Genomic DNA, 25331 nt, shown 5'->3' with positions numbered 1-25331 from the left:
AATTTAATAATGAGAGTGGAACAAAATGGGTACGAATCAATAAAAAAGTCACGTTCAAGGGCTTCTTGCCTGAACGAATTATTCAGAGCCATTTTTCGTTTCAAAGATATCTTCACTATGAAGCGGCATAAACCATTTCTGGGCAATAAACGTCGGGATTACAGCGCTGGCGATAACTACGCCCACGAGAATCGAATACTGCTGCTGATCGATTAATTTTGAATTCAACCCGAAAACGCTGGCAATTGTACCAAAGGTGAGGCCTGTGCTCATCAATAAAGTAGTGTACATGCTCCCGCTGGGGATATATTTTTTAGCTAGAAAGTAAACACCAAAGAACTTGCTGGCAATTTTAACTACGAAAAGGATTAGAAAAAGTACAAGTCCAGAATAAATCATCGGCAGGGAGACACGCAATCCGCCAACAATAAAAAAGATCGGTGTTATCAAAGCGTAAGCCACGGTACGCAGCCGGTTTTTAACTGTTAAGGAATCTGCGGCCTCCTTGAAATGTCCTGACATTAGCAAGCCGAGGACAAAGGCTGGCAAGACAGCATGGCCTTCGCCAAAATTGGCAAAGTACATCAGCACAAGAAGAAGAACGAAAATATATTTAATTTCAGGTTCGATCACCTTGTTTTTCCACCGGGGATGGTTGAAAAAATAGGATGAGAACTTGTCGGCAAAATAAATTACGTTTATTGAAATGGAAAGAAAAATGAGAGTGTAAAGTGTAGGTTTGATGAACAGTATGCTCATGGCAAGGGCTGTACCCATATCCGTCACAAAAGTGGCAGCCATTAATATTTTGCCTATGTCAGTTTTTGATAATCCTGTTTCTACCAGCACGGAGTAAACGACCGCGAGGGAAGTCGTGGACAGAGCGGTCCCGGCGATTAGCGATGCAGAAAGCGTCCAATGACATACGAAATAGGTGTACGCATAGATCGTGAAAAAGGGAAGTAAAAAAGATGCTATGCCAATCAGGAAACACTCCCTGAACTTTTCGCGCATCAGGTTTGTATCTATCTCGGTGCCAGCAAGGTACGTAAGAAGAATGCCTCCGAAACCCGCTAAATAGAGCATCCATTGCTCGGTCTCGATTCCCAAATTGCCCGCTATCATCCCGAAGATGATCTCAATGATTGCAACCGACAAGCCGGTTCGGAGAGAAATGAGACTGGAGAACAGGATAAACAGTCCGATGACCATAGGTGTTGCATCAGTTTCCATGGCGTTTTCTTTCCCGTTTTACCTTATAAATATAAAAACTCCTACCTTTATTACAGATGTAAAAAAAGTAGGAGTCATTAGCTTCTTTGCGTTTGAGGCGAACTCCATCGCCTCGATATTATACGGATATTTTAAATTAAAATCAAGGGTAATGTCAGGTTCATGATTATTAAGGTCCTACTCCTCCAAATCGAATTTTCGGTCTTGCTTCCCGATCCCTAATAGGACAGATCTTCGCTGCTGGCGATGCCGGTTCAAAACGGGTGTTAAGGATTTCATACCGGTGGACATTGTGAAGGATTGATGGCAGCTTACGATCTAATCCTTTTCATTTACACAAAACAGATTACAGTTATCAATATCCCTCCGCCACTACTCACAAACAACATACAAACGCCAGTCCGGATTTTATCGGACAGGCCTTTGTATAGGAGGCAAACGGGCGATTCGAGGTGCTTGATCTCCTGTCGGGCCTAATTTTAAAAATAGGACTTGATTTTGGAGATGAAAAGAATTACATTACTAAAAATATCGAAATGATTGAGGTGCAAGATGGCGGAACCTGTTGAAGTATTGAAAGCTTTGTCCGATCATGGTCGGCTTCGCATTCTGAAATTGCTCGAAAACAAAAAGCTGTGTGTTTGTGAAATAACAGAGCTGATCGGATTGGCCACCTCGACCATCTCCTCTCATCTCAATGTCTTGAAGAATGCCGGCCTGATCAAGGATGAGAAAGAGGGGAAGTGGATCAACTACCGGATGGCCGAAAATCCTGATCCATTCTTCAGCGAATTATGGCCAGTCATCTCCAAAAAACTCGATCTGGATTCTGTTGTTGCAGAGGACAAACTGCGAGGTGCTGGTGTGGATCGGCTGAAGATTTGCAGCAGCAGTAAAAGCGTGGGCTGATCGATCCCATGCAGGAGTAAAATTATAAATTCCAATGAAATATCAGACCTATAAAACAAGAGTTGCTGGTGCAGGAGAGGAGTTCAGGTTTTAATGGACTGGAAGAAAGAAACCAAATCGCTGTTCTCGATCGTCGCTGTCTTCACTTTTCTATACTTTTTGCCCATCGGTACCCAACGTTTTGACAACGCAATCATGGAGGCCTTCCATCTGGTCAAATGGTACGCCCGTGAGCATATGTTACTCTGCCTCGTACCCGCTTTCTTTATTGCCGGCGCGATTGGTGTCTTCATCAGTCAGGAATCGGTGATGAGATACCTTGGCCCGCATGCAAACAAGGCTCTCGCCTATGGCGTCGCTTCGGTATCGGGAACCATACTGGCTGTTTGCTCCTGTACCGTACTCCCGCTTTTTTCAGGGATTTATACCATGGGCGCCGGTCTCGGGCCGGCAACCGCGTTTCTTTACTCCGGCCCGGCCATCAACGTGTTGGCCATCATCCTCACTGCGCGGGTGTTGGGCCTGGAGATCGGCATCGCTCGTGGCGTGGGTGCTGTTGTCTTCAGCATCCTTCTCGGGCTGATCATGCACTGGATCTTCCGAAAAGATAAAAGTGAATCAACAGAAGCACCGTTGGTCATTGAAGAATCCGGATCGGGCCGGCCTCTGTGGCAGACGGTGATTTACTTTTTCCTAATGATTGCTATCCTTGTTTTCGCCAACTGGGGCAAGCCGGCGAATGCCGAGGGATTTTGGCGTTCCATCTATTCCATCAAATGGTACCTGACCGGCGCAAGCGCACTCGGACTGGCGGTTGTTCTGGGATTATGGTTCAGGATCAGCTGGCTTCGCCTCGTTTTGACCACGCTGCCCGTGATTCTGTTGAAGCTTTTTACCCCTGCCGAACCGGTACTGCTCTTCGCAGCCGGCTCCATCGGGCTCGCAGTGATCACAGCCTTAGATAAAGGCGAGGCGGGCGCTTGGTTCGCCTCAACCTGGGATTTTGCGAAAAAAATACTGCCACTATTATTGATCGGTGTATTTATCTCCGGCATGCTGCTGGGAAGAGTCGGCCGGGAAGGGATAATACCTTCGGAATGGGTCAGCACCGCGGTTGGCGGCAACTCACTTTTTGCCAATTTTTTCGCCGCGCTCGCTGGTGCGTTCATGTATTTTGCGACCTTGACAGAAGTACCCATCCTCCAAGGCCTGATGGGCAGCGGTATGGGAAAAGGCCCGGCCCTGGCTCTGCTGCTTGCGGGTCCGGCACTTTCCTTGCCGAGCATTCTGGTATTGCGATCCATCATGGGATCGCGAAAGACGCTTGTTTACGTATCACTCGTTGTAGTGATAGCCACCTTGACCGGCATATTGTTTGGATTGTTCTTCTAAGCAAAGGAGGAGAAAGATGAGACGACTACAAATACTCGGCATGGGATGCGCCAAATGCAACAAGCTGCAGGAAATGGCCGAGCAGGCCGCAAAGGAGTTGGGCATCGAGTATACCATAGAGAAAGTGAACACCATCGATGAGATCACGAAATTTCGCGTGATGATGACCCCGGCACTTGTTGTCGATGGTGTTGTCAAGGTATACGGCCGGGTTCCCGGTATCGAAGAGCTTAAAACAATGATAGGAAAATATTGATATGAACAAAATGTCAGAGGAAGAAATTCGCGCGGCGGTCCGGCAGCGATACGGCCTTGCGGCGATTCAAAACGCGTCCTGCTGTGGTGGCGCACCTTCTTGTTGCGGCGGGGTTACGCCGGCTTTGAACGAAAAGCAGATCTCCGCACAATTGGGCTATTCTGAAGCCGAGTTGAGCAGTGTCCCGGTCGGATCCAACCTCGGTCTCGGCTGCGGCAATCCTCAAGCGATCGCCGCTTTGAAGCCAGGTGAAGTGGTCCTCGATCTCGGCAGCGGTGCCGGCTTCGATTGCTTTCTCGCGGTTCAGCAGGTCGGTCCAACGGGCCGTGTGATCGGGGTCGACATGACGCCGGATATGGTGGCCAAGGCCCGAGCGAATGCGGCCAAGGCGGGATATCCAAATATTTCATTCCGGCTGGGTGAGATCGAAGCGCTACCGGTTGCGAATGACACGGTGGATGTAATCATCTCGAATTGCGTCATCAATCTCTCCCCGGATAAAGAGGCCGTTTTTGCGGAGGCTTTCCGCGTGTTGAAACCAGGCGGCCGTCTGGCCATATCCGATGTCGTGGCGACGGCCGAGCTTCCACAGGAGATTCGCGGCAATCTGGACCTTTATGCGGCGTGTGCGGCAGGCGCTCTGGCGATTCCTGAACTCGAATCCATGATCGCGCGTGCGGGATTTGTTAACATTCAGATCAAGCCGAAGGATGGAAGCCGGGCCTTCATCAAGGAGTGGATGCCCGGCCGTAATCTCGAGGAGTATATCCTGTCGGCGGTGATCACCGCGGAAAAACCCGAAAGGTGAGGGGTACTTGATTTACGGAAACTGTGCAGGAGACGATGACATTGGTTTATTTTCTGGTCCGGAGGGCTAATGGGAACCGCAAAGAAACTATCGGTTGTCGACCGTTATCTAACCGTATGGATTTTTCTGGCCATGTTCACCGGCGTATTGCTGGGATACCAGTTTCCCTCCATTGCGGGTTTCTGGGATCAATTCAAATCGGGTACGACCAATATCCCTATCGCCATTGGACTGATTTTGATGATGTATCCTCCGCTCGCCAAAGTGCGCTACGAGGAACTGCCGAAGGTTTTTCGCAATCTTAAACTTCTCAGTTTATCGCTCGTCCAGAACTGGATCATTGGACCGCTGGTGATGTTTATTCTCGCCATCTTGCTCCTGCCGGACAAGCCCGAAATGATGGTAGGCGTCATTCTGGTCGGACTGGCGCGCTGCATTGCCATGGTACTGGTTTGGAACGACCTGGCCAAAGGCGATTCGGAGCTGGCGGCCGGCCTGGTGGCCTTCAACGCCCTCTTTCAGGTAGCGCTCTATTCCGTATACGCCTACTTTTTCATCACCGTACTGCCGCCTTGGTTCGGTCTGAGCGGTACGATGGTCAGGGTGTCCATTTCCGAAATTGCTGCGACTGTCCTCATTTATCTGGGCATCCCTTTCGCCGCGGGTCTGATATCCAGCCTGCTCCTGCGCCATAGCAAAGGCAGCGAATGGTATTTTCAGCGTTTCATTCCGCGCCTCTCCATGGTGACCCCTGTCGCGCTTATCTTCACGATTCTGGTCATGTTCTCCCTCAAGGGTGAGAAGATCATTGAATTGCCGCTGGATGTGCTCCGGGTGGCAATCCCGTATGCCATCTACTTCGCCTTGATGTTTTTTACGACCTTTTTCATCGCCCGGGCGATGGGCATCTCTTATGAGAAAACGACGACGGTCTCGTTCACTGCGGGCAGCAACGACTTTGAACTCGCTATTGCGGTCGCAGTCGCCGTCTTCGGCATCAACTCAGCTGCAGCATTCGCAACGGTGATTGGCCCACTGGTGGAGGTGCCGGTTCTCATCAGCCTGGTCAATGTCGCCCTGCGCTGGCGTAAACGTTTTCAAAATACGTGATCGACAGGATGGCCCATGAGTAATAACACGATCAGTTACATGATACATCGGAGGAATAGCATGAACAAAATGGCTGGTTCAGCCATCCTTTTATCCTTGCTCTTTCTGCTATCCTGCAGAGGACCGGAAAATACTGCGCAGGACCGTTCGAAGAAATCCGCAACTAAAGCGAAAATAACCTTCATCGAATTGGGCTCGGTCAATTGCATTCCCTGCAAGGCCATGCAGCCGGTCATGAAGGCTGTTGAAGAGAAATACGGCGATCAGATTGAGGTGATTTTTTACGATGTATGGAAGGCCGATCAGAAAAAGTTCGCTCAGAAATATAATATCCGTCTTATCCCCACGCAGGTTTTTCTCAACGATAAAGGCAAGGAGATTTTTCGCCACGAAGGATTCTTCCCGGAAACTGAGATTGATGCACTACTGCAGTCCCACGGATTGAAATCTTCTCGGGAAAGCAAATCGTGATCGACAGCGTATTCAGCTCTCTCAGCGGATGGATGACCGGCAGCTCTTCTCTGGCCTTGCTGGCTTCCCTGATCTGGGGCGTTCTGAGCGTCCTGCTCAGCCCCTGCCATCTGTCGAGCATCCCGCTTGTTATCGGCTATATCACCAGCTGCGAAAATAAAAGCACACGCAGCTCGTTCTCTCTGGCTCTGGTTTTCGCACTGGGTATTTCGATAACAATCGCATTGGTGGGCGGTATCACCGCCTCACTCGGGCGGTTAATCGGTGATGTGGGAGCCTGGGGGAACATTCTGGTGGCTGCGATTTTTTTCATCATGGGATTGTATCTGCTCGATATCATTTCGCTAAACTGGGGGAACACGACGATCAGCTCAAGCAAGGGCGGTTACCCCGGAGCCTTCAGCCTCGGTCTTTTATTTGGAATAGGACTCGGTCCCTGCACCTTCGCTTTTTTGGCACCCGTGTTGGGCATTGTATTCAGCATGGCCCAAAGCAGCTGGGTCAAACCTTTGTCATTGATTCTCTCCTTTGCCGTCGGCCATTGTGCCGTGATCACACTGGCCGGCGGACTCAGCCAGTGGGTGCAAAATTATCTGAACTGGAGTGCACAATCCCGATCAGCCCATATGGTCAAAAAAGTTGCCGGTGCACTAGTTTTGCTCGGGGGCGTCTATTTCTTGATGACCGCATTCGTGGAATAAGAGGGAATATATGAAACATAGCGCTAGATGTCGGTCAGGATCCGTTCGTCAAACCTGGATTGGTTTTCTTCCACCGCTTTTTGCCCCGCGCATCAGCACCGGGCGGCCCTGCCGGTGCGGAAAGCAGCCATCTCTACCGCGCAATGCGCCACTACCGGGCCCTAGAACCCTCCCTTCCACACTGCAATAATTGATAAGGAGGGAACCAGGTCGCCGGTGGCCCGCTTTTTGCAGTTTTACTTTCTGCCGCCGCTCATCAACTTAGACGGGCTGAAAACAGACTCCGGCGCAACCTGCCAAGTAATTGATATTTAGGTCATTACTATCCGGTTTCCACCTGGCGCCTCGATGAGGAGGAGTGACCGAGCCGTGATCCAGATCGACGGCTTGTCTCATATTTGATCTACCCTGTATCTCATGATGATGCACCCGGGGTTACCTTGCCATTGCCATCCAACTCCGCACCTCGCCTGGCACCGAACTTGTCCTGTTCCGACATACTCTCTCATTTCGTGATTCCAAGGATCCTCAAGAAATTGGAGCGTTGGTTTTTCGGGGAGGCGGATGATGAATCATAAGAAACTGCTGCTGGGCGTACTGCTCATCATGGTCTGGAGGGGAACAGCTGTCGGGCAAATTACAGACGTTGCTACCGGCTTCTGGCAGTTGGCCAACGATCAGCCCTTTACGGTCTCCAACTCGGCCCTCGCGCCTCTTGGCGATATCTATGTGCTGGCCAAAGGCTTGTATTCTTCGCAGGATAATGGCTTCACCTGGCAGAGGCTGCCGACTCCCGCGGATGCCCTTTTGGACCATGCCCCTCTTGCGGTCAACTCCCGGGGCGATGTTTTTATCGCCGGCTATCACAGCGGTCCGGTTTTATACCGATCGCGCGACCACGGCCGGAGCTGGCAGACGATCATGCTCACCGGTTCTTGCAGTATCGATCGCATCTTTATCGATCCCGCGGATCGCCTGTTTGTGCTCACCGCCTCGGGATGCTTGCCGCGGTGTTTTCGTTCGGATGATGAGGGTATGCATTGGTCCGCCTTGCGGGACGATCTGAGCTGTTTTGCATTCGTTAACGGCAAAACTTACGCCGGCACCAACAAAGGTTTTTTTCTGGCTTCAGCAGATCATGGAGATTCCTGGGCAGATTCGACATTTTTTTGTCCTGAGGTATTGACGGATCTTGTTGTCAACAGCGCGGGAATTATTTATGCCATAGTTTCATGCGGCGGGGACTCCGAAAAGCCCTACGGCCTTCTTGCCCGCTCGAAAGATGGAGGGATCACCTGGAAGATATTTACAGATTATCAAGGTGTTCGCCAAATCGCCAACGGGCAGCATGATGATCTTTATATCAGAACAGGAAGTGGGATTTATCGTTCATCTGATGAAGGGGAGCATTCTACCTGGATTAATGATAATTGGGATTCAGATTGCTATTTTATTCTGGATCGCGAACAAAACCTTCTACTGCAATTCCGCTCTGACCTTTTCCGTTCCAGCGACCGGGGCGAAAGTTGGATGCGCATCCAGGCTAACTTCGACCGTGGCCCTCACGAGATTCTGATCGATACCAGCGGAGTTGTCTGCGTGGGCATGGAGGGGATTTTTGCGCGCCAAACAGAGGACCGCCATCCCTGGTCCATTTTTACGATCGACTCCGCTGCCGCAAATTTGAGGGTGTCCGGACTCAGCCGGCATCCGGCGGGGAATTTTTATGTTTCTACCGTGCGGCATGGAGTGTACCGTTCGGCGGATGCGGGCGAACACTGGCAGCGGCTTACCAATGGCAGCGGCGACAGCACCTTCTCCAGATTGACGATCGGGAAGAACGGCCGCATTTATACTGCAGGCACCTCCGGCCAGGAGATCTACCTCTATTTTTCTGACGACGATGGCCAAACGTGGCATAAAAAAACAGTTGGCAGCACAACCCCGACGGATCAGATCGTGGCCTTGCTCACTCCGGGAGAGGATGACGACGACGTTTTGCTGGCAACGAGTTCTGGCTCTCTCTTCCGTTCCCTTAACGGCGGCGGCAGCTGGTATGAAGAGCAAATTGACTTTGCCTTGTACACTAAAACCGTCATCCATGACCGGAGGGCCGATTGCTTTTTCTTGCTGACTTCCTCCGGCTTGTACCGCCGCGGCCGGATGGAGTTCATCGCCCCATGGCAAAAGCTGACGAACGGCTTACCGGATGCGGTCAGTGGTCAGGCAGGAACTCTGATCACCTTCCCCGGCGGCCTGCTGCTGGCGCTGCAATCGGGCTCTGATAATTTTGTCGATTTTTATTATTCGTTCGACTTGGGGGAGCACTGGACGCAAATGGATCCCGATGCGGGATTCCAGGATTCGGAGGAATCCGTTGCCGCAATGGCCCTGCATCCGGATGGCCATCTGTACATCAGCGCCGCGACGGAGATCTTTTCCTATAACCTCCTGCGCAGCCGGGATCCGATCGTGTTTCCCAACCGCTTTGCGGCCGACCCCTTGACCAACCAGATCTATGCCTACGGTGTCGCTTGCGCGGATTGCGATCAGGATAACAACGATGATCTCCTTCTCGTCAATCAAGGCCAAAATTGGCTCTGCCGCAATCAGGGGAATGGCACCTTTGCATCTGAAACAGCCGGTCCGGTGGTATCCGCCAGTGATCCTTCGCGGGGCGCAACCTGGGGGGATTATGACAATGACGGCCTGGTTGACCTGTTCGTCGCCAACGAAAATGCCGCCAATTCGCTTTTTCATAACATTGGGGGTGGCCTGTTCAACCGCGCGGCAGATCAGCCGCTGACCACGGAGGTATTTCCCAGCCGCGCCGCAGCCTGGGCCGATTACAATCAGGATGGCTATCTCGATCTCTTTGTCGCCACCCTGAACGGCGGCAATCTGCTCTACCGCAACGACGGCAAGGGCACCTTCACCAGGATTTCCAGCGGCGCCCCCGCCAGCGACGGCGGCCTCTCCTATGGTTGTGCCTGGGCGGATTATGACCTCGACGGCGATGCCGATCTCTTCGTCGCCAATTATGGCAACAATTTCTTGTATCGCAATGACAGCAGCTTGTTTACAAAGGTCATAAGCGGCCCGGTCGTTACCGACGGCGGCCATTCCTTCGGCGGCTCCTGGGGCGACTATGATAACGATGGCTGGCCCGATCTGTTCGTTACCAATACGGAAGGGGTAAATTTTCTCTATCATAACGAGGGCCATGGCACCTTCACCCGCATCCCGGAGGGGCCGGTCGTGACCGATACCGGCATTTCCAAGGGCAGCGCCTGGGGCGACATCAATAACGATGGCTGGCTGGACCTGTATGTGGCGCGCAACGGTGCCGACGCGCTCTATTTGAACACCGGCGGCCGCGGTTTTGTCCGGCTGAATGTCCCCGCCTTTGCGCTTGCGGATAATTCGCTGGCATGCGCCTGGACCGATGCCAACCGGGATGGCTTTCTCGACCTGGTGGTGGCCAATTATGGCGCCCCGGCGAATCTGTCGATCAACGCCGGCAACACCGCACACTGGCTCGAGATCCGGTGCATCGGCAGCCGCTCCAACCGTTCGGCGATCGGAGCGCGGGTGCAGGTCAAGGCCGGTATCCAGGGAAATGTGTTCTGGCAGACGCGCGAGATAACCAGCCAGAGCGGCCACAGCGGCCAGAATAGCCTCATCGCCCATTACGGCCTGGGGGACGCCGCCATGGTGGACAGCTTGCGCATCATCTGGCCCTCTGGGCAAGTGCAGGTGATGACCTCACTGAGAGCGGACGAATTCATGACGATCATTGAGCCGGCGGTGACGCCGGTGGAACTGGCTGCTTTCACGACAGCGGTCGAGGAGAAAAGAGTGACCCTGTGCTGGCAGACCTTGAGCGAAGAGAATACCTATGGATTTGAGATCGAGAGAAGAGCGGGCGATCATCCTTGGGGCAAGATCGGATTTGTCGCCGGGCATGGCACCACGGCCAATCCTCACGTATATGACTTTGTTGATGACACTCTGGAGGATGCCGGCCAATACGCGTACCGGCTGAAGATCGTCGATCAGGATGGCAGGTTTGCCTACTCGGCGGCGATCGAGGTGCGGTTCGGTCTGCCGGATCAATTCGCGCTATACCAGAATTATCCCAATCCCTTTAACCCGGTCACGACGATTGAATTCGCGTTGCCCAGCGCGGAGAAAGTCAGGGTGCGGATATTTTCGCTTCTTGGCGAAGAGCTGACGGAACTGGCCCATGGACCGCTGCCGGCGGGGTATCATACGATACGCTGGAACGCCGCCGGTCTTGCCAACGGCGTCTATTTTCTGGTTCTCGAGGCCGGCCCCTTCCGCCAGGTACGCAAGTCCGTGTTGATGAAATAACAAATGCCAGCGCTCGAGGAGCACCGTAAAATGGCTCAAATACATAAAATGACCTTGAAAGGCGATATAATGAAACAAGCTACGTATCATAATCCATAGGTCAGGGGTTCAAATTCCTCCGCCGCCAATCGTAAGTGTTATAAAAAAGCCAGCTAGATTAAAATCTTGCTGGCTTTTTTCGGTAAAAGGGTGACGTTGATCTCTTTGTTGATCAGCAACGGGTACGTCTGCCGCTGCAACGATCCGTGCTGCTGCGCTCGCGGGGAGACGACAGGCTGATCGTCTTCCCCGCTACTTCCTCGCCGGACAGGTTGTCAACCACCGGTTTTCGAAAAAGCTTTTATTCTTGTTATCAGAGCCTTATATTTCTACAATTCTCTACAGTGACTGGTTATGTCCAATTACAGGAGAAATGAAGAAATGACCGGATGAATGACCTATTCTCTGGAGGCAGCCAAATGATTCAGTACTTGCTGGAAGATCTATTACAAGACAATCCCACCATTGCCGGTTTGCTCCAGGAAGCGGACACGCCGAATCGCGCCCGCAATTTTCTCAAGGCCTATCTGGACGAATTTTCCCGCTTATTGTTCAAAGAAAGCCACCGCGACAGCAGCCTGGCCTGGTCGCAACAGGTAACATGTTTCCTGGCCTTTCAAGAGATCATCTCCCTGCGCAGCGAGCGAATCAGCCGCTTCAGCATCATCAAGCGTTTGTGGCAGGCGATCCATAAGCAAGAAAACTCATCCGATGAGCCCTTGAGCGAAGCCTTTTATACCGATCTCGGCCATATCCTGGCAGGCATGACCGGCAAGAGTACGATCTATTCTATGAAAGAGCTGCCGGCCTTTCTGGGCATGCAAGGGCAGGAGGCCGCGATTGCGCGCTCGGCGGATCTGGATTGGCTGGCCGCCCATACCCTTGATGCCACCAACCGCTATCCCCACGGCCTGCAACCGGAAATCATGGAAAAACGGGCCCGAAACCGGGCGCACATTCTTGAACAGCTGAGTGGCGGGGAATCGGATTGGGCGGATTATCATTGGCACCTCAAACATCTGATCCGCGACAGCACGGTGCTCGGCAGATTGATCGACCTGATACCCGAAGAATGTGCCGCGATCGACCAGGCTCGTGCGGCCCGTCTGCCCTTCGGCATCACCCCCTATTACGCCTCCCTCATGGACCGCGAGGGTCATCGCCTCGATGATCATGCGGTCCGCGCTCAGGTGATCCCGCCGCCATTCTATGTCCATACCATGCTGCAACATCAAAACGACCGGGTGGTTTATTTTGATTTCATGCGCGAGACCGATACCTCTCCGGTAGAACTCATCACCCGGCGCTATCCTCACATCGCTATCTTCAAGCCCTACAATACCTGCAGCCAGATTTGCGTCTATTGCCAGCGCAACTGGGAGATCGAGGATGTCCTCTTTCCAGAGGCCCTCGCCCCGCCGGAAAAGATCGACCGGGCGATAAGCTGGCTGGAGGAACATCGCGCCATCACCGAAGTGTTGCTCACCGGTGGTGATCCATTGGTCATGTCCGACCGGGTCCTTGCGGGTTTGCTCGAACGGCTGGCAGCGGTAGATCATATCGAGCGCATCCGTATTGGCTCGCGGATTTTTGTGGCTCTGCCCCAACGGATGACGGATGATCTGGCTGATCTTATCTCCCGCCATCATCAACCTGGCCGGCGGGAGATGGCTTTGGTGACTCATTTCGAGCATCCCTACGAAATGACCCCGGAGGCGATGGAGGCCGTGCAAAAGATGCGGCGGCGCGGTATCTCGGTCTACAACCAGGCGGTTTACACCATGGAGAACAGCCGGCGCTTCGAACTGGTGGCGCTGCGGCGGCTCTTGCGTTTGATCGGAGTCGACGCCTACTACACCTTTTGCGCCAAGGGCAAGGACGAGACGCGCGACTACCGCGTGCCCATCGCCCGGTTGCAGCAGGAGGTCAAGGAGGAGGCGCGGCTCATGCCCGGGCTGGTGCGCACCGACGAACCGGTCTATAATGTGCCAAAGCTGGGCAAGAATTACTTGCGCGCGGAACAGAACCATTCGCTGCTGACCATTATGCCGAACGGCGGCCGGCTCTATGAGTTCCATCCCTGGGAGAAAAACCTGACCATGGCCCCGACCTGGCTCCACAAAGACATCCCAATTCTTGACTATCTGCGCGAACTCGAGCGGCGCGGTGAGAATCCAGAGGAGTACCGCAGCATCTGGTATTATTTCTAAGCCGAAGAAATCCCCCTTGCAGGAGGGATAATACGGATCCCCTTGCGTGCGGGCTCTTGCTTGTATGCCGGATGGAATGCGTGATGGAGAAGTGAAGCGGTATAGATTATGACGACCATATTATAGGCAGCGTAATACCAAATCGCGTCTGCAAAATCCACAATTCGGAAATCGCTGCCAAAAACATTATGTCAACATCAACGGTCGTCACCTGGAGATCAATATTTCAACTGTTTTTCAGGCATGGTGCATAACAAAAGACTGAGTCGTTTGCACGCCAGGCCATCGTGCCCGTCCAATTTGGCGTACCTGCCCGGTTTGCACGCTTCGGGAACTATCCCAATCCCATCAATTTCTCGATCATCATCTCATTCGCCCTGTGGCTGATGGTGTTTACTTCTTCAGTCCGAAGACAGACCCTCTCGCGAGGTGCGCAAGGCCGTCTTGCTGAAACCGCTCCAGGCCGTCAATTTCTCCCACGGCGGCGGCCCGCTGCCGATCCGTGGCGATCCGGGCCACCGCGCGATGGTGGCCTTTATGCAGCAGCTCCCATCCTTGCTCCGGAAACCCGACGCGATCCTCGTCATCAGCGCCCACTGGGAGGAACGGGCCGCAACCCTTCTGGGCGCGCAGCATCCCCCCATGTTGTACGACTATTACAGGTTCCCGAAAGAGTCGTATGACATCAGTTATCCCGCTCCCGGCTCCCCCGAGCTAGCCGGCCGCATCGCCGGACTGTTGAACCGAAACAACGTGCCGGCTCACATCGATGAACGACGCGGAGCGGAACCGCAGCGCCCGATCCGGCCGACGACGGCTTTCAGGATTGGCTGATCGAGGTGTGCACCGGAACGATGGAGCAATCCGAGCGCGAACGGCCGCTGCTAGTGTGGGAGAAGGTTCCGCACGCGCGTGCTCGGGTTTACATGCGGGCCAGGACCTCCTTGAGCGGGGCGAGGGCGATCTCAGACCAGCTCTCCACGGCCGCCTCACCGCTCCGGACGATCTCCTCGAGCTGGCGGATCGGCATGTATCCGCCCCAAGCGATCTCGGTATTGGCCGGCCGCACAGCGCGGTCGCTGGTCAGAATCAGATAGAGCATGCCGAAATGAACCGAGCCGACCTCGGTCTCGTCGTCGTTGATGTAGCCCAGGATCAACGGATCGTCGAAGGCCTTGATCTCCACCTCCTCGCTCAACTCCCGCATCAGACTGGCGCGGATCGGATCGCCGTTCGCGATGTCGATCTTGTCGATATGGCCGCCGATACCCCAGGACCATTTGCCGCGCAGCCGGGTCTCGTTGTAGTGGCCCTCCTTGGCTGAGCGCTGATAGGCGAAAACCTCGTGGCTCTCCTTGTGAACAATGATGGCATAGGCGATGGGCTGCTTGTACTCCGGCATCACCTCGACCTTGTCGCGGAGATCGTAGACGTAGTGGTCCAGAATCCGGCTTTGATAATCATGCGCTGAGGCCGGGGCGAAGCCCTGAAAATATTGCTCCGCGAAAAGCGTGGCGCGGTCCACTACCATGATCTTGCCGTCTGATGCAGCCACAGGGTCTCCTTATTCCGAATCGTCGATCTCTTTGAGCTGTTCTTCCAGGGCGCGCCCCTCCGTTTCGTGGCCGGGCTGGCCGAGCAGGGCGAACATGTTATTTTTGTAGGCCTCTACGCCATCCTGGTTGAAGGGGTTGACTCCGAGCAGCAGCCCGCTGACGGCGACGGCGAACTCGAAGAAATAAAAGAGCTCGCCGAAATGGAAAGCATCGCGCTTGCCCAGGTGCAGGGTCATGTTGGGGGTCCCGCCGGCGCGATGGGCCAGCATGGTGCCGCGCCATGCCTGCCGGTTGGCGTAGGCCAGCTGCTTGCCCGCCAGGAAACCGAGCTGATCGGGATCGCCCTCCAGCCTGGGAATGACCACCTTGCTGCGATTCCGGTCGACGACCAGGAAGGTCTCGAGGAGATCCCGCCGGCCGTCCTGAATGTACTGGCCGAGGGAGTGCAGGTCAGTAGTCAGCCCCACCGCAGCGGGGAAGGTGCCCTTTTTATCCTTGCCCTCGCTTTCGCCGAAGAGCTGTTTCCACCACTCCGCCAGGTAGAGTAGGGCGGGATTCCAGACTCCGAGGATCTCGACGGGCTTGCCGGCCTGATAGAGGAGGTGGCGAGCGGCGGCATATTTCAGGGCGTCATTTTTGGCGATGGTCCGGTTCTCGCTGCAGTGGCGGGCCATGGCGGCCGCACCCTTGAGCATCCTGGCGATGTCGATGCCGGCCACGGCCATGGGCAAGAGGCCAACAGGAGTGAGGACGCTGAAGCGGCCGCCGATATCCTCCGGGATGGCGAATTGGTGGAACTCGAACTTGTTCGCCATGGCGTGGAGGGCGCCCTTGACCGGGCTGGTTGTGGCGATGACCCGCTCCCGGACCTTTTTGGGAGGAAGGGTGCGCTGAAGCTGGTCGAGCAGAAGGCGGAAGGCAATGCCGGGTTCGGTGGTCGTGCCCGACTTGCTGATCACATTAACATAGTAGCGTTTGCCCTTGATATACCGCAACAGCTCGGCCGCATAATCGGCGTCGAGGTGGTGGCCGAGGAAGAGGATTTCGGGGCCGGAGCGGTTGCCCGGCAGGGCGGGGGAGAGCCCCTCGATCGCAGCGCGGGCCCCCAGGTAGCTGCCGCCGATGCCGACGACGATGAATAGATCGGCCTTTTTGCGAATTTTCCTAGCGAGCTTCTGGATCTGGCGGAGCTCTCCCGTATAATCCTTGAGGGGGAGATCCCGCCAGCCGAGCATCTCGCTGCCGGGGCAGCGGCCGCTGTAGAGCTGGTTGACGACCCGGCGCACGGCCGGCTGCAGCGCCTTGAGGGCGGCTTCGTCGACTTCCGGGGCCAAAAGCCGGATATTGAGTTTGACCATATGATCCTTCCCGGATGAGAAAAATCAACGCAGGAGTTTGGTCAGGATGTAACCGAGCAGCAGCCAAAGCGGAATGGAGACCAGCAGCGCCCAGTTGAGACCGCGCAAGAGCGGAAGGGCCTTGATGTGTTCCTTGCGTTCCAGACCGCGCTCGATGCGCAGCTTGAGTTCGTCCAGGTTGACGGGCTTGACCAGATAATCATAGGCCCCGGACCGCATCGCCGAGATGGCCGAATCGAGGGAGGGGTAGCCCGTGAGAAAGATTACCATGACATTCTTGTCGATCTCCTGGATCTTTTGCAGCAGTTCCATGCCGTCCATCTCCGGCATCTTGACATCGGTCACGATAAAGTCAAAGGTTTGCTGCTGCAGAGCCAGCAACGCCTCAATGCCGTTTTTGGCCGCAGCCGTCTCATGCCCCCATGAGCGGACCACCTCAGGGAGGGTTTCCAGCACATCCGGTTCATCATCGACGATCAAAATTTTCGCCATAAACAATCTCCCGCCATGGTTGCTGATCGCTTCAGGGGCGAAAGCAGCGGTTAGGCTGCAGCGCATCCTCCCTGCGTCCCAAGGGTATTCTCTGGATAAATTTACATAAATCAGCGGAATAATCAAGGGAAAAAAAGCAGCGGAAAGGGGAGAAATAAAAAAGGGACGATAGTACTCAGGTTGCGGATGTCGTGTGCGTTCGCCTGTCGAGAGATGCCTTTCAAGCGATGCCATCAGGCTGCATAGCCCAGGTGCCTTGCCAAAGTTGCCTGCCAAGGTGCGCAACAACCGCTGCGAAGAACGACTACCGTCCCTTTTCGTGTCGGGTGTAACAGGGGTATCCTCACCGGCCCTGGACGGGCCTTTCTCCGGGTGGCCTAGCGGTGCGGCTGCCGGTTCCCCGGAGAAAGGTCCCGTTTTCGAGTACGTGTCGGGTGTGAGGAGAAGTCAAAGACCTTCTTCCGCAGCGGCGAAGGGCGAAACCACCGCGGGGAAGTCGAAAAAATGGAGATCGATATTCAGAATCTGCTTGCAGCCGAGCTGAGTATAGAGGCCTCCTGTCAGCAGCGCCTCTGTCCCTGGTTGCGCCACCGGCCTTTCCGCCGCAGCGGGATCGAAGCGCGCCTCGAGCCGCTGCAGCAGCCAGTGGTGCAGCGGCAGCGGCATGGGATGAACCAGCGTTTGCAGATCCCGGATGACCAGGGCAGTCGGACAATCACATATCAGGACCCCCGCCGCTTCGAGACGGACGGGAAATCCAGGTACCAGACTACGCGGCGCCATTTTGCGGGTGGGGCTGCTGGTGCCGTTCCGCTGCAGTGTGACGTAGCGTACAATTCCGGGTGAACCCAACTGCCGTAGCCGGCTGCTGGAGAAAAATACCCCGGCGTGCGCCTCTTTCTTTCCCGCAACCTGGCGCTGGAAAAAGGCATGCAGGCTGTCGTCCTCGACCGCCAGGGCGCGTTCGAGCCAGCGCTGCAGGGCGGAATCGACGGCTCGGTTCAGGCTCTCCATCTCCTGAGGGCCGGTGACGAGCAGGGCCAGGTCGGCGCTCCAGAAGAGGTCCCAATGGCTGTGCGAGCGGCTGCAACCGAGATCCAGCACCCAGAGGGCGGACGCGCCAGAGGCTGTCGCGACCGGGTTGAGATGGCCGTAAAGCTGATAAACGGAATCCCGGCTCGCCGAATCCAGATGGTCGAAAAAGCGCGCCATCTCGGCCTGGGGCAAAGGGGAGGGCGAGGGAGAGGATGATTTCTGCGGGGCATCCCACTGGCCCGGGCGGAAGAGCAGAACTTTCCGGCCCGATTGCACGGCCATTCCCGCTAGCAGAAAGGCCGCGAGACTGGAGCCGCTGTTTGGAGCTGCACCGGCCACTGCCCACACCACGGGCATTTCCGCCTTTTTGCTTTCCCGCACCGCCGCTTCCTCCACAGGTGCCCTCTCAAATCAGCCCGCTCCATGGTGGAGGGGCTGGCTGCAAAAGGGCGAACGGGCTATCATCGCATGATCAGGCTGATCCAGCCTGCTTTTCACCATTAACGGACATAGCAAATTGCATACCAGCTCTGAGGAAAATATGTAAACTTATTATAAACAAAATAAAAGGGGGGATGAAATCTGGCGGGAGCGGTCCGGGATGCACGCTCTTTTGCCGTATTTTACGTCAAAAGTATCGCTGGAGAAGATGGTATGCATATAAATATAATTATTACAATAATATAAAAACTACCGAAAAATACGGCACCCGGAGCGTCCGGGCTGCGATTCGCGCAGGGCAGGAGTGGCAAAACGCCTGCCGGGATTATTCCACGCCGTACTTTTTCAACTTGCGCAGCAGGGTATCGCGATGAATCCCGAGAATCTGCGCGGCTTCGCTGCGGTTGCCGTCGGTCATATCCAGCACCTTGAGGATATGCTCCTTCTCCACCTCCTCGAGCAGCAGGGTGCCGCTGGGGGCGGGTTCGATCTCGACCGTGGGATTGAACTCCTGGATGATGTGCGGCGGCAGGTCATAAATGCGGATCGAGTGCCCTTCCGAGAGCGCAACGGCGCGGCGGATGGCGTTAGCGAGCTCGCGCACATTGCCCGGCCAGGGATAGCGCTGCAGGGCGGCGATGGCCTCCTCATCGACGCTCACGCTCTCCCGGTTGAAGCGGGACGCAAAATCGCGGGCGAAATGGTTGGCGAGCAGGGGGATATCCTCGGGGATCTCGCGCAAAGGGGGCATGGCGATGCTCACCGCATTGAGCCGGTAGTAGAGGTCGGCGCGGAAGCTCTTGTCGGCGATCGCCTGACGGAGATCGCGGTTGGTAGCCGAGATCAGCCGGATGTCGATCCGCCGTGACTTGTTCGAACCCAGGCGCTGGAACTCCTGCTCTTCGAGGACACGCAGCAGCTTGGCCTGCATCGCCGGTTTCATGTCGCCGATCTCATCGAGGAAGAGGGTGCCGCCGTCGGCCTCCTCGATTCGTCCGGCCTTGCTGGCGCGGGCGTCGGTGAAGGCTCCTTTTTCATAGCCGAAGAGTTCGCTTTCGAGCAGGGTGTCGGGGAAGGCGGCGCAGTTGATGGCGATAAAGGGCTTGGCGGCGCGATCGCTGGTGTAGTGGATGGCCGTGGCCGCCAGCTCCTTGCCGGTACCGCTTTCGCCGAGGATGAGGACCGGCAGGTCGGTGCTGGCAATCTTGCTGATGAGCTTGGCCACGTTCTGCAGGCGGATGGAGCGTCCGAGGATGGTTTTGCCGCTCGGCAAGGGCTCCTTGAGGTCCAGCAGCGGCGAACTGCCCGCGATGCGATCATGCTGGTTCGCGACATCCTTGATCAGGGTGAGAAGGTCATCCATAATCACCGGCTTGAGGATGTACTGATAGGCGCCGAGCTTGATCGAGGCGACCGCGTCGTTGATCGAGCCAAAGCCGGTCAACATGATCACGGTGGTATCCGGCTTGAGCCGTTTGACCTGTTTGAGCAGATCGATGCCGCTGACACCGGGCATGCGCACATCGGTGATGACAATATCATAATCATCGTGGGAGAAGAGTTCCAGAGCCTTCAATCCGCTGCTGGTGGTCGTGCAGTCGAGCTGCTCGAGCTCAAGGACATCTTTCAGGGAGCGCAAGCAGTTCTCTTCATCATCGACAAGAAGGATCTTGGTGGATGGATTCATAGTATTGCGCCTCAATGGTTTGCGTTCGCATGGCATAACAATGAAACGGGATGAGCACTGTGACCTCATGGATCATTTTTCCTCCTGGCCGGCCTCAGCGCGGTGCGCCGGCAGAGTGATGCGGAAGGTGGTGCCCCTGTCGACCTCGGAGTTCAAGGCGATATGTCCCTGATTGCGCTCAACAGCGCTGTGGACGATGGTCAGCCCCAGGCCGACGCCCTTGCCCTCCTTGCCATAGGTGAAGAAGGGGTCGAAGACCTTGTCCTGAATGGCCGGGGGGATGCCGACACCGGTGTCGCTGAACTCCATCTGCACGCCATTGCCGCCGGCATGGCTGGTGCGGATATAGAGCTTGCCGCCGTAGGGCATCGCCTCCTTGGCGTTGAGGATGAGATTGAGGAGGATCTGTTTGAGATCGTCGGAGTTGACCCAGGCCTTAACCGATTCGGCGAGCTCGGTGCGCACCAGGATATCGTTCATCGCCAGTTCCTTTTTCACGAGGGCGAGGGTTTGCAGCAGGACGGCGTTGACATCGATCTCACTGCGTTCCGCCGGCGACTTGCGCGCAAAGTCGAGAAGGCTGTTGATGATCCGCTGGGCGCGGGCGATCTCCTCGTCGAGGATGCTGAAATGCTCGCGGGCCTTGGGATGCTCGCTGGCGAGGATGCGCCGCAGGTAATAGACCGAGGTGCTGATGATATTGAGGGGATTGCGCAGCTCGTGTGCGACGCCCGCGGCTAGCTGGCCCATCACCGCCATCTTCTCCGAGAGGATGAGCTGTTGCTGCATCTCTCCAAGCTGGGCATTGGTATGTTTCACCTGGCTGGCGAGGTCACGAGTCTGGGCCTCCATCGCCTGCAACACCTTTTCGCGCGGAGTCGCATCGCGCAGGATGCAACCCATACCCGAAATGCGATGGCCTTGCGAGAGCGGAACCAGACGGACATCCACGATCTCCATGCCGCCATGCGGTGCGCTCAGCCGCCAGTTGTTGCCGCTGATATCGAATCCGGCGGCGACGCGTGGATAGAGCTGCACCAGATTGCCGGCGAAGGGTTCGGCGAAGAGGGCATGCAGCGGAAATTTGCCGCCCCCCGGCTCGAGCCCGTACAACTTGACCGCTGCCTGGTGATTGGTTTGCTCGATCTCGCCGGAGAGGTTGAGAAAGAGGACGATATCGTCCGAATTCTCGAGCAGGGTGCGGTATTTTTCGTTGAAATCGAAGTAACGTTTGCGTGCCAGCACGGCCTGCACCCTGGCGAGCAGTTCCTCCTGACTAAAGGGTTTGATGATATAGTCGTCCGCGCCCGCACGCAGACCGCTCACCCGGTCCTTGACGTCCGCACGCGCTGTGACCATGATGATCGGGATGTTCTTGAGCCCCTCCTCCTGCTTGAACTGACGGCAGAGGTCGAATCCGTCCTCCTCGGCATTGAGCATGATATCCAGGAGGATGAGCTGGAAGGATTTGCTGCGGGCGCTCTCGTAAGCCAGACGCGGCGCATTCTGCCATTCCACGGCATACCCATTGGCACCGAGGAAATAACGCAGGACCTGCGCCTGGTCAGGATCATCCTCGACAAGCAGGATCAGATTTTTCTCCACGTTGCTGTCACTCATCAAGCGGACTCACAGTGTAGGAGGATTTCACAGGATAATAGCATAAATAATCAACAAGTACAAGCACTTTTTGGCGTCGCGGATTGTGGCAAAATCCTGCACCTTTGCTAAAACCATGGTGAACCTATAGATAATTCCGGAAATATGCCGCAAGCCCAATCGCGCTCTGTAGCGGATCGGGGCAGCTGAAATATTTCATCAAAAATTCATTTGCTTATTCGGCTGTAATATGGTATACTACTCTACAGACCTGAGAGCATCTTTCATTGATGGCTTGAGGGGTGGTGATATGCAAATCGCCGCACAATTCTGGTTCTGGCAACATTGGGAGGAGGTGTTATGGCTGTCAATCGTCAGCAAAGGGCTACCGGTGTCATGCAGAACAGGGTGAAACCTCTGACTCCCTTCAACGAAGAGGAGTTGCGTTATTTCGAAGCCTTGATCCTGGACCGTAAAGCCACTGCCCTCGAAGAGATGGAGCGGCTCGAGAAATACACCACAGCAGAGATCGGTGAAGGCGCCACGGATTCAGCTTACAGCTACCACATGGCGGATGCCGGCACTGATACGATGGCGCTCGACAATGTCTATATCCAGATCGAACGTCTGCGCACGCTCATCGGCTATCTCGACCGCGCCCTTGAACGGATCAAGAACAAAACTTATGGCATTTGCCGCGTCACCGGGACGCCTATTCCCCGCGAGCGACTGGAAGCCATTCCGCATACGGAAATTTCCGTAGCGGCCAAATTGCAGGAAAACAAGCGTTAAGTGCATGAATCCGGCTGCGGCACCCGCAGCCGAAATCCTGCTCCTGCCCGGAATGCCGGCCAAAACCTGACCGGTTTTACAATATTCCCACGCAAGGGACCACCGCCGCTACGGGGTCCCTTTTTTATTACCGTTGGTTGAGGGGTTTGCCGCGCAGCGGCACGCCGAAAAGCAGACGCAGTTCGCCGATCACCTCGACCTCATCGCCCCAGGCTGCACTGCCCGTACGCAAATAATCCCATTCCGCTAGGCGCCATGCGATCAGACGAATACCACGCTGCCGCAGTCGTTCGATCCGGCCGCGATCGGTGATCTGCCCCGATAGATAGAAATGGCCTGTTTTCTGGCGGAAGACGCCCGGTTCTGCATCCGTGACCCAGGCGTCATTGGCGGCCGGAATCCAGGGCAGGCCGAACATCAGCAGCGTCGGCTGCGGCGGCTCGAACCGGGTGGCAACGCGGCGCGAATCGATCTTGAAGAAGCGGTCCTGGAGCTCTTCGATGGTATATCCCGGAGCGAGGCGGGGGCGCAACTGCAACGTATCGGGCTGATCCGGCCGGAGTTCGAGCTGGATGACGTGGTAGGAGAGGAGCAGGAGCAGGGCCGCGACGAGAGTGCGGGCGGAGAAGAGGCGATCCATGAAAAAAAGGAGCGAGGGCCAGGCTGGCAGGAGGTATTCGGGTTCGTCCGGCAGCAGGAAAAAGAGCGCAATCCAGATGCCGATGTTGACCAGATGAAAGGTGCTCCAATTCGCCGGCAGGTTACCTACCGTTTTTTTCTTACAGGCCGAACAGAGCAGAAGCAGAAGCAGCAGGCTTTGCGCCACGCCGAGGAAACGCAAGCCATGGAAGGCCACCAGAGCGAGATGCTGAATCCACCCGCTTCGTGGCGCGGGGGCCGGTGCGCCAAATCCCTGCGCCAGCAGGATCGGGCTGTAGGTGGCGAGTGCAGTGAGGCATCCGATCGCTGCGGCGCGCAAGAGGGTTTTCGCATCCGAGGTGCGGCGGATGTAAAGGAGCAGGGGCACCAGGAAGAGGATGGCCGTCGGCCGGAATCCGGTGGCCAGGCCGGTGAGCACGGCAGCAGCAGCCGGGCGCGCCGTCATGAGCAGAGCATAACTCCACATCAAACAGGCAAGGGCGGGGAGATAATCCATGGTCACAGTGGCGTTCTTGAAAACGATGGGAAGAAAAAGAAATCCTGCGATCACCAGGAGGGGGTGCTGGAAGTGGCCCTGACGCGCCAGATGGCGCAGCGCCAAAAAGATCGCACCGCCGGCACAGAGGGCCAGGGCATTGGCCGCCGGCCAGCTACCCAGTGCGGAGAGCGGGGTGACGAGGAATTCGTAGAGCGGGAATCCGAGGGAGCGCGAGGGGGTGTAGACGCCTTGCCGCCACAGGAGGGTGGCGGATTGGGCGACGCGCCAGGCATCATAATCGCTGCCGTAACCGAGGAAGAGCAGCGGCAGGCCGAGGAGCGACCAGAACAGGAAGAGCAACCGGGCGGGGCGTTCCCTCAGCGGTGGAACCTTTATGGCAGCGTCCGACGGCGGCATGGTCAAAAGGAGTTCCGGCGGCGGATCTTGATCTGCATGGCGCCCTTGATCGGTCGAGAGGCGACCATGATGAGATAGCCCCCACCGCCGGCGCCTGAAAGTTTCCAGCCGAGGGCGCGGTCGCGGTAGAGATCGATGGTGCGTGCGATTTCGTCATCCGCCATTTTGGGGAACATAGCAATCTGGGCCTCGAATCCGCACCGCAGGGCCTCGCCAAAGGCGCTGATATCCCGCTTGAGGATGGCGTTCCAGCAGCTATCGGCCGCATCCGCCAGCGCCCGCGCCCGTTCGCGGTCGATCTGCGTGCCCTCGAGGACATCGTAATGGCTGACGCGCGGCCCGAGGGTGACCAGATACAGGCTCTGCTCGAGCCAGGTGAGCACGCCCTCGTCTTCCACCGTGGTGATCTTTTCCGGCCAGTAGTGGGCGTTGTAGTCATGGCGGTTGAGCCCCGGAAAGACGATGCCGAGGGCATCCTGCGAACCCGCCACCACCTCGGTGCCGGGTGGATTCTCATAACTGAAAAGGATACGCGCCAGTTGCTCGCTGTTGCCCTGCGGCAGCGCGGTGCCCCAAAGCTCAATCGCCTTGCGACGGGTACTCGAGGCCATACCGCTGCGCTCGTTGAACTCGACGGTGGGTTCGATGCTGATGGTCAGTACGGCGCCCGGATAAAATCTGGAGACAAAGGGCTGGTCGAGCCAGCCGCCGGCGAGATCGATGCGGAAGGGGATGGTGCATTCGGTGCGCAGTGCGGTGGTCGAGCGTACCGGCAGGTCCTTGTGCGGGATCCGATTCAATACCTTGTACTCGATCCCCAGTTCGGCACAGAGGGCCTGTTTGGCCGGTGTATGGCCATCCTCGTTGACGAAGAAGAGGTCGGGGAGGATGTCGCGCAACTCCTTTTCGAAATCCATGATCCCCCACCCGGAATTGATGCGACACTCGTGGACGGCGGCGAGCGCATCGAGCATATATTTGCGCTCCGCCTCTGAGTTGACCGGATAGCGTCCCTTGAGGTGGTGGACATTGGCGTCGGAACCGATGCAGACATAGAGGTCGCCGTAGCTGGCGGCCTCGTTGAGAAAGGCGATATGGCCGCTGTGGAGCATGTCGAAGCAGCCGGTGACAAAAACCTTTCTGGCGGGGGCGGAAGGATGCAGGGGCGAGGGCGCTTTCATGCAAATCCAAAGGAAATGGAACGGGTCTGTAAACGCATAAGGCCGGTGAGAGTGTTCTCTGACCGGCCTTTGTTTTTTAGTAGCGGGGGCAGGATTTGAACCTGCGGCCTTTGGGTTATGAGCCCAACGAGC

At 56.0% G+C, this 25331-nt stretch carries 20 protein-coding genes and 1 riboswitch; of the genes, 11 read left to right on the top strand and 9 right to left on the bottom strand.

The features are described from left to right. Window positions 1–78: 78 nt before the first annotated feature. Entirely contained in the window at window positions 79–1233 is a 1155-nt protein-coding gene (locus tag PLH32_17155) for a cation:proton antiporter (GenBank protein ID HQJ66337.1), read from the bottom strand. Window positions 1234–1294: 61 nt separating this feature from the next. Beyond that, window positions 1295–1354: riboswitch (Fluoride riboswitch) on the bottom strand. A gap of 431 nt (window positions 1355–1785) precedes the next feature. Here PLH32_17155 and PLH32_17150 point away from each other — a divergent pair. The 10 genes from PLH32_17150 to PLH32_17105 all read left to right on the top strand — a co-directional run bounded on the left by PLH32_17150 (window position 1786) and on the right by PLH32_17105 (window position 14337). Continuing rightward, complete coding sequence (locus tag PLH32_17150; protein HQJ66336.1) at window positions 1786–2142, top strand: metalloregulator ArsR/SmtB family transcription factor; 357 nt, start codon at window positions 1786–1788, stop codon at window positions 2140–2142. A 93-nt stretch (window positions 2143–2235) separates the two neighbouring features. Beyond that, window positions 2236–3534 (top strand): permease, encoded by a 1299-nt coding sequence (locus PLH32_17145; protein HQJ66335.1) that lies wholly within the window; start codon window positions 2236–2238, stop codon window positions 3532–3534. Window positions 3535–3550: 16 nt separating this feature from the next. After that, window positions 3551–3790 (top strand): thioredoxin family protein, encoded by a 240-nt coding sequence (locus tag PLH32_17140; GenBank protein HQJ66334.1) that lies wholly within the window; start codon window positions 3551–3553, stop codon window positions 3788–3790. 1 nt (window position 3791) lies between these two features. Beyond that, a complete protein-coding gene (locus PLH32_17135) occupies window positions 3792–4598 on the top strand; it encodes an arsenite methyltransferase (GenBank protein ID HQJ66333.1) in 807 nt (268 codons plus the stop codon). Window positions 4599–4667: 69 nt separating this feature from the next. After that, the gene (gene arsB / locus PLH32_17130) at window positions 4668–5708 is read left to right on the top strand and encodes an ACR3 family arsenite efflux transporter (GenBank protein HQJ66332.1); all 1041 of its coding nucleotides are present in this window, start codon (window positions 4668–4670) and stop codon (window positions 5706–5708) included. Between the two features lie 60 nt (window positions 5709–5768). Continuing rightward, window positions 5769–6179 (top strand): thioredoxin family protein, encoded by a 411-nt coding sequence (locus tag PLH32_17125; GenBank protein ID HQJ66331.1) that lies wholly within the window; start codon window positions 5769–5771, stop codon window positions 6177–6179. A 32-nt stretch (window positions 6180–6211) separates the two neighbouring features. Next, the gene (locus PLH32_17120) at window positions 6212–6880 is read left to right on the top strand and encodes a cytochrome c biogenesis protein CcdA (GenBank protein HQJ66330.1); all 669 of its coding nucleotides are present in this window, start codon (window positions 6212–6214) and stop codon (window positions 6878–6880) included. Between the two features lie 567 nt (window positions 6881–7447). Further along, window positions 7448–11254 (top strand): FG-GAP-like repeat-containing protein, encoded by a 3807-nt coding sequence (locus PLH32_17115; GenBank protein HQJ66329.1) that lies wholly within the window; start codon window positions 7448–7450, stop codon window positions 11252–11254. A 458-nt stretch (window positions 11255–11712) separates the two neighbouring features. Beyond that, complete coding sequence (locus tag PLH32_17110) at window positions 11713–13503, top strand: KamA family radical SAM protein (GenBank protein HQJ66328.1); 1791 nt, start codon at window positions 11713–11715, stop codon at window positions 13501–13503. Between the two features lie 444 nt (window positions 13504–13947). Further along, complete coding sequence (locus PLH32_17105) at window positions 13948–14337, top strand: class III extradiol ring-cleavage dioxygenase (protein ID HQJ66327.1); 390 nt, start codon at window positions 13948–13950, stop codon at window positions 14335–14337. Window positions 14338–14425: 88 nt separating this feature from the next. Here PLH32_17105 and PLH32_17100 read toward each other — a convergent pair whose 3' ends face one another. The 6 genes from PLH32_17100 to PLH32_17075 all read right to left on the bottom strand — a co-directional run bounded on the left by PLH32_17100 (window position 14426) and on the right by PLH32_17075 (window position 21692). After that, a complete protein-coding gene (locus PLH32_17100; GenBank protein HQJ66326.1) occupies window positions 14426–15058 on the bottom strand; it encodes an NUDIX domain-containing protein in 633 nt (210 codons plus the stop codon). 9 nt (window positions 15059–15067) lie between these two features. Continuing rightward, complete coding sequence (locus PLH32_17095) at window positions 15068–16417, bottom strand: glucose-6-phosphate isomerase (protein HQJ66325.1); 1350 nt, start codon at window positions 16415–16417, stop codon at window positions 15068–15070. 24 nt (window positions 16418–16441) lie between these two features. After that, entirely contained in the window at window positions 16442–16909 is a 468-nt protein-coding gene (locus PLH32_17090; GenBank protein ID HQJ66324.1) for a response regulator, read from the bottom strand. Window positions 16910–17356: 447 nt separating this feature from the next. Beyond that, the gene (locus tag PLH32_17085) at window positions 17357–18325 is read right to left on the bottom strand and encodes a hypothetical protein (GenBank protein HQJ66323.1); all 969 of its coding nucleotides are present in this window, start codon (window positions 18323–18325) and stop codon (window positions 17357–17359) included. 385 nt (window positions 18326–18710) lie between these two features. After that, entirely contained in the window at window positions 18711–20072 is a 1362-nt protein-coding gene (locus PLH32_17080; protein ID HQJ66322.1) for a sigma-54 dependent transcriptional regulator, read from the bottom strand. Between the two features lie 72 nt (window positions 20073–20144). Next, window positions 20145–21692 (bottom strand): response regulator, encoded by a 1548-nt coding sequence (locus tag PLH32_17075; protein HQJ66321.1) that lies wholly within the window; start codon window positions 21690–21692, stop codon window positions 20145–20147. Window positions 21693–22031: 339 nt separating this feature from the next. Between PLH32_17075 and PLH32_17070 the strand changes: the two genes are divergently transcribed. Further along, a complete protein-coding gene (locus tag PLH32_17070; protein ID HQJ66320.1) occupies window positions 22032–22463 on the top strand; it encodes a TraR/DksA C4-type zinc finger protein in 432 nt (143 codons plus the stop codon). A gap of 127 nt (window positions 22464–22590) precedes the next feature. On the opposite strand, the gene PLH32_17065 is transcribed toward PLH32_17070, so the two are convergent. Both PLH32_17065 and PLH32_17060 read right to left on the bottom strand, forming a co-directional pair. Beyond that, window positions 22591–24018 (bottom strand): glycosyltransferase family 87 protein, encoded by a 1428-nt coding sequence (locus PLH32_17065; GenBank protein HQJ66319.1) that lies wholly within the window; start codon window positions 24016–24018, stop codon window positions 22591–22593. Window positions 24019–24020: 2 nt separating this feature from the next. Beyond that, the gene (locus PLH32_17060; GenBank protein HQJ66318.1) at window positions 24021–25199 is read right to left on the bottom strand and encodes an adenylyltransferase/cytidyltransferase family protein; all 1179 of its coding nucleotides are present in this window, start codon (window positions 25197–25199) and stop codon (window positions 24021–24023) included. Window positions 25200–25331: the final 132 nt, after the last annotated feature.

The sequence above is a fragment of the bacterium genome (assembly GCA_035419245.1).
Taxonomy (GTDB): Bacteria; Zhuqueibacterota; Zhuqueibacteria; order Residuimicrobiales; family Residuimicrobiaceae; genus JAKPUX01.
Note: the sequence above shows the minus strand (reverse complement) of the source record. Positions and strands in the feature narration are given on the sequence as shown.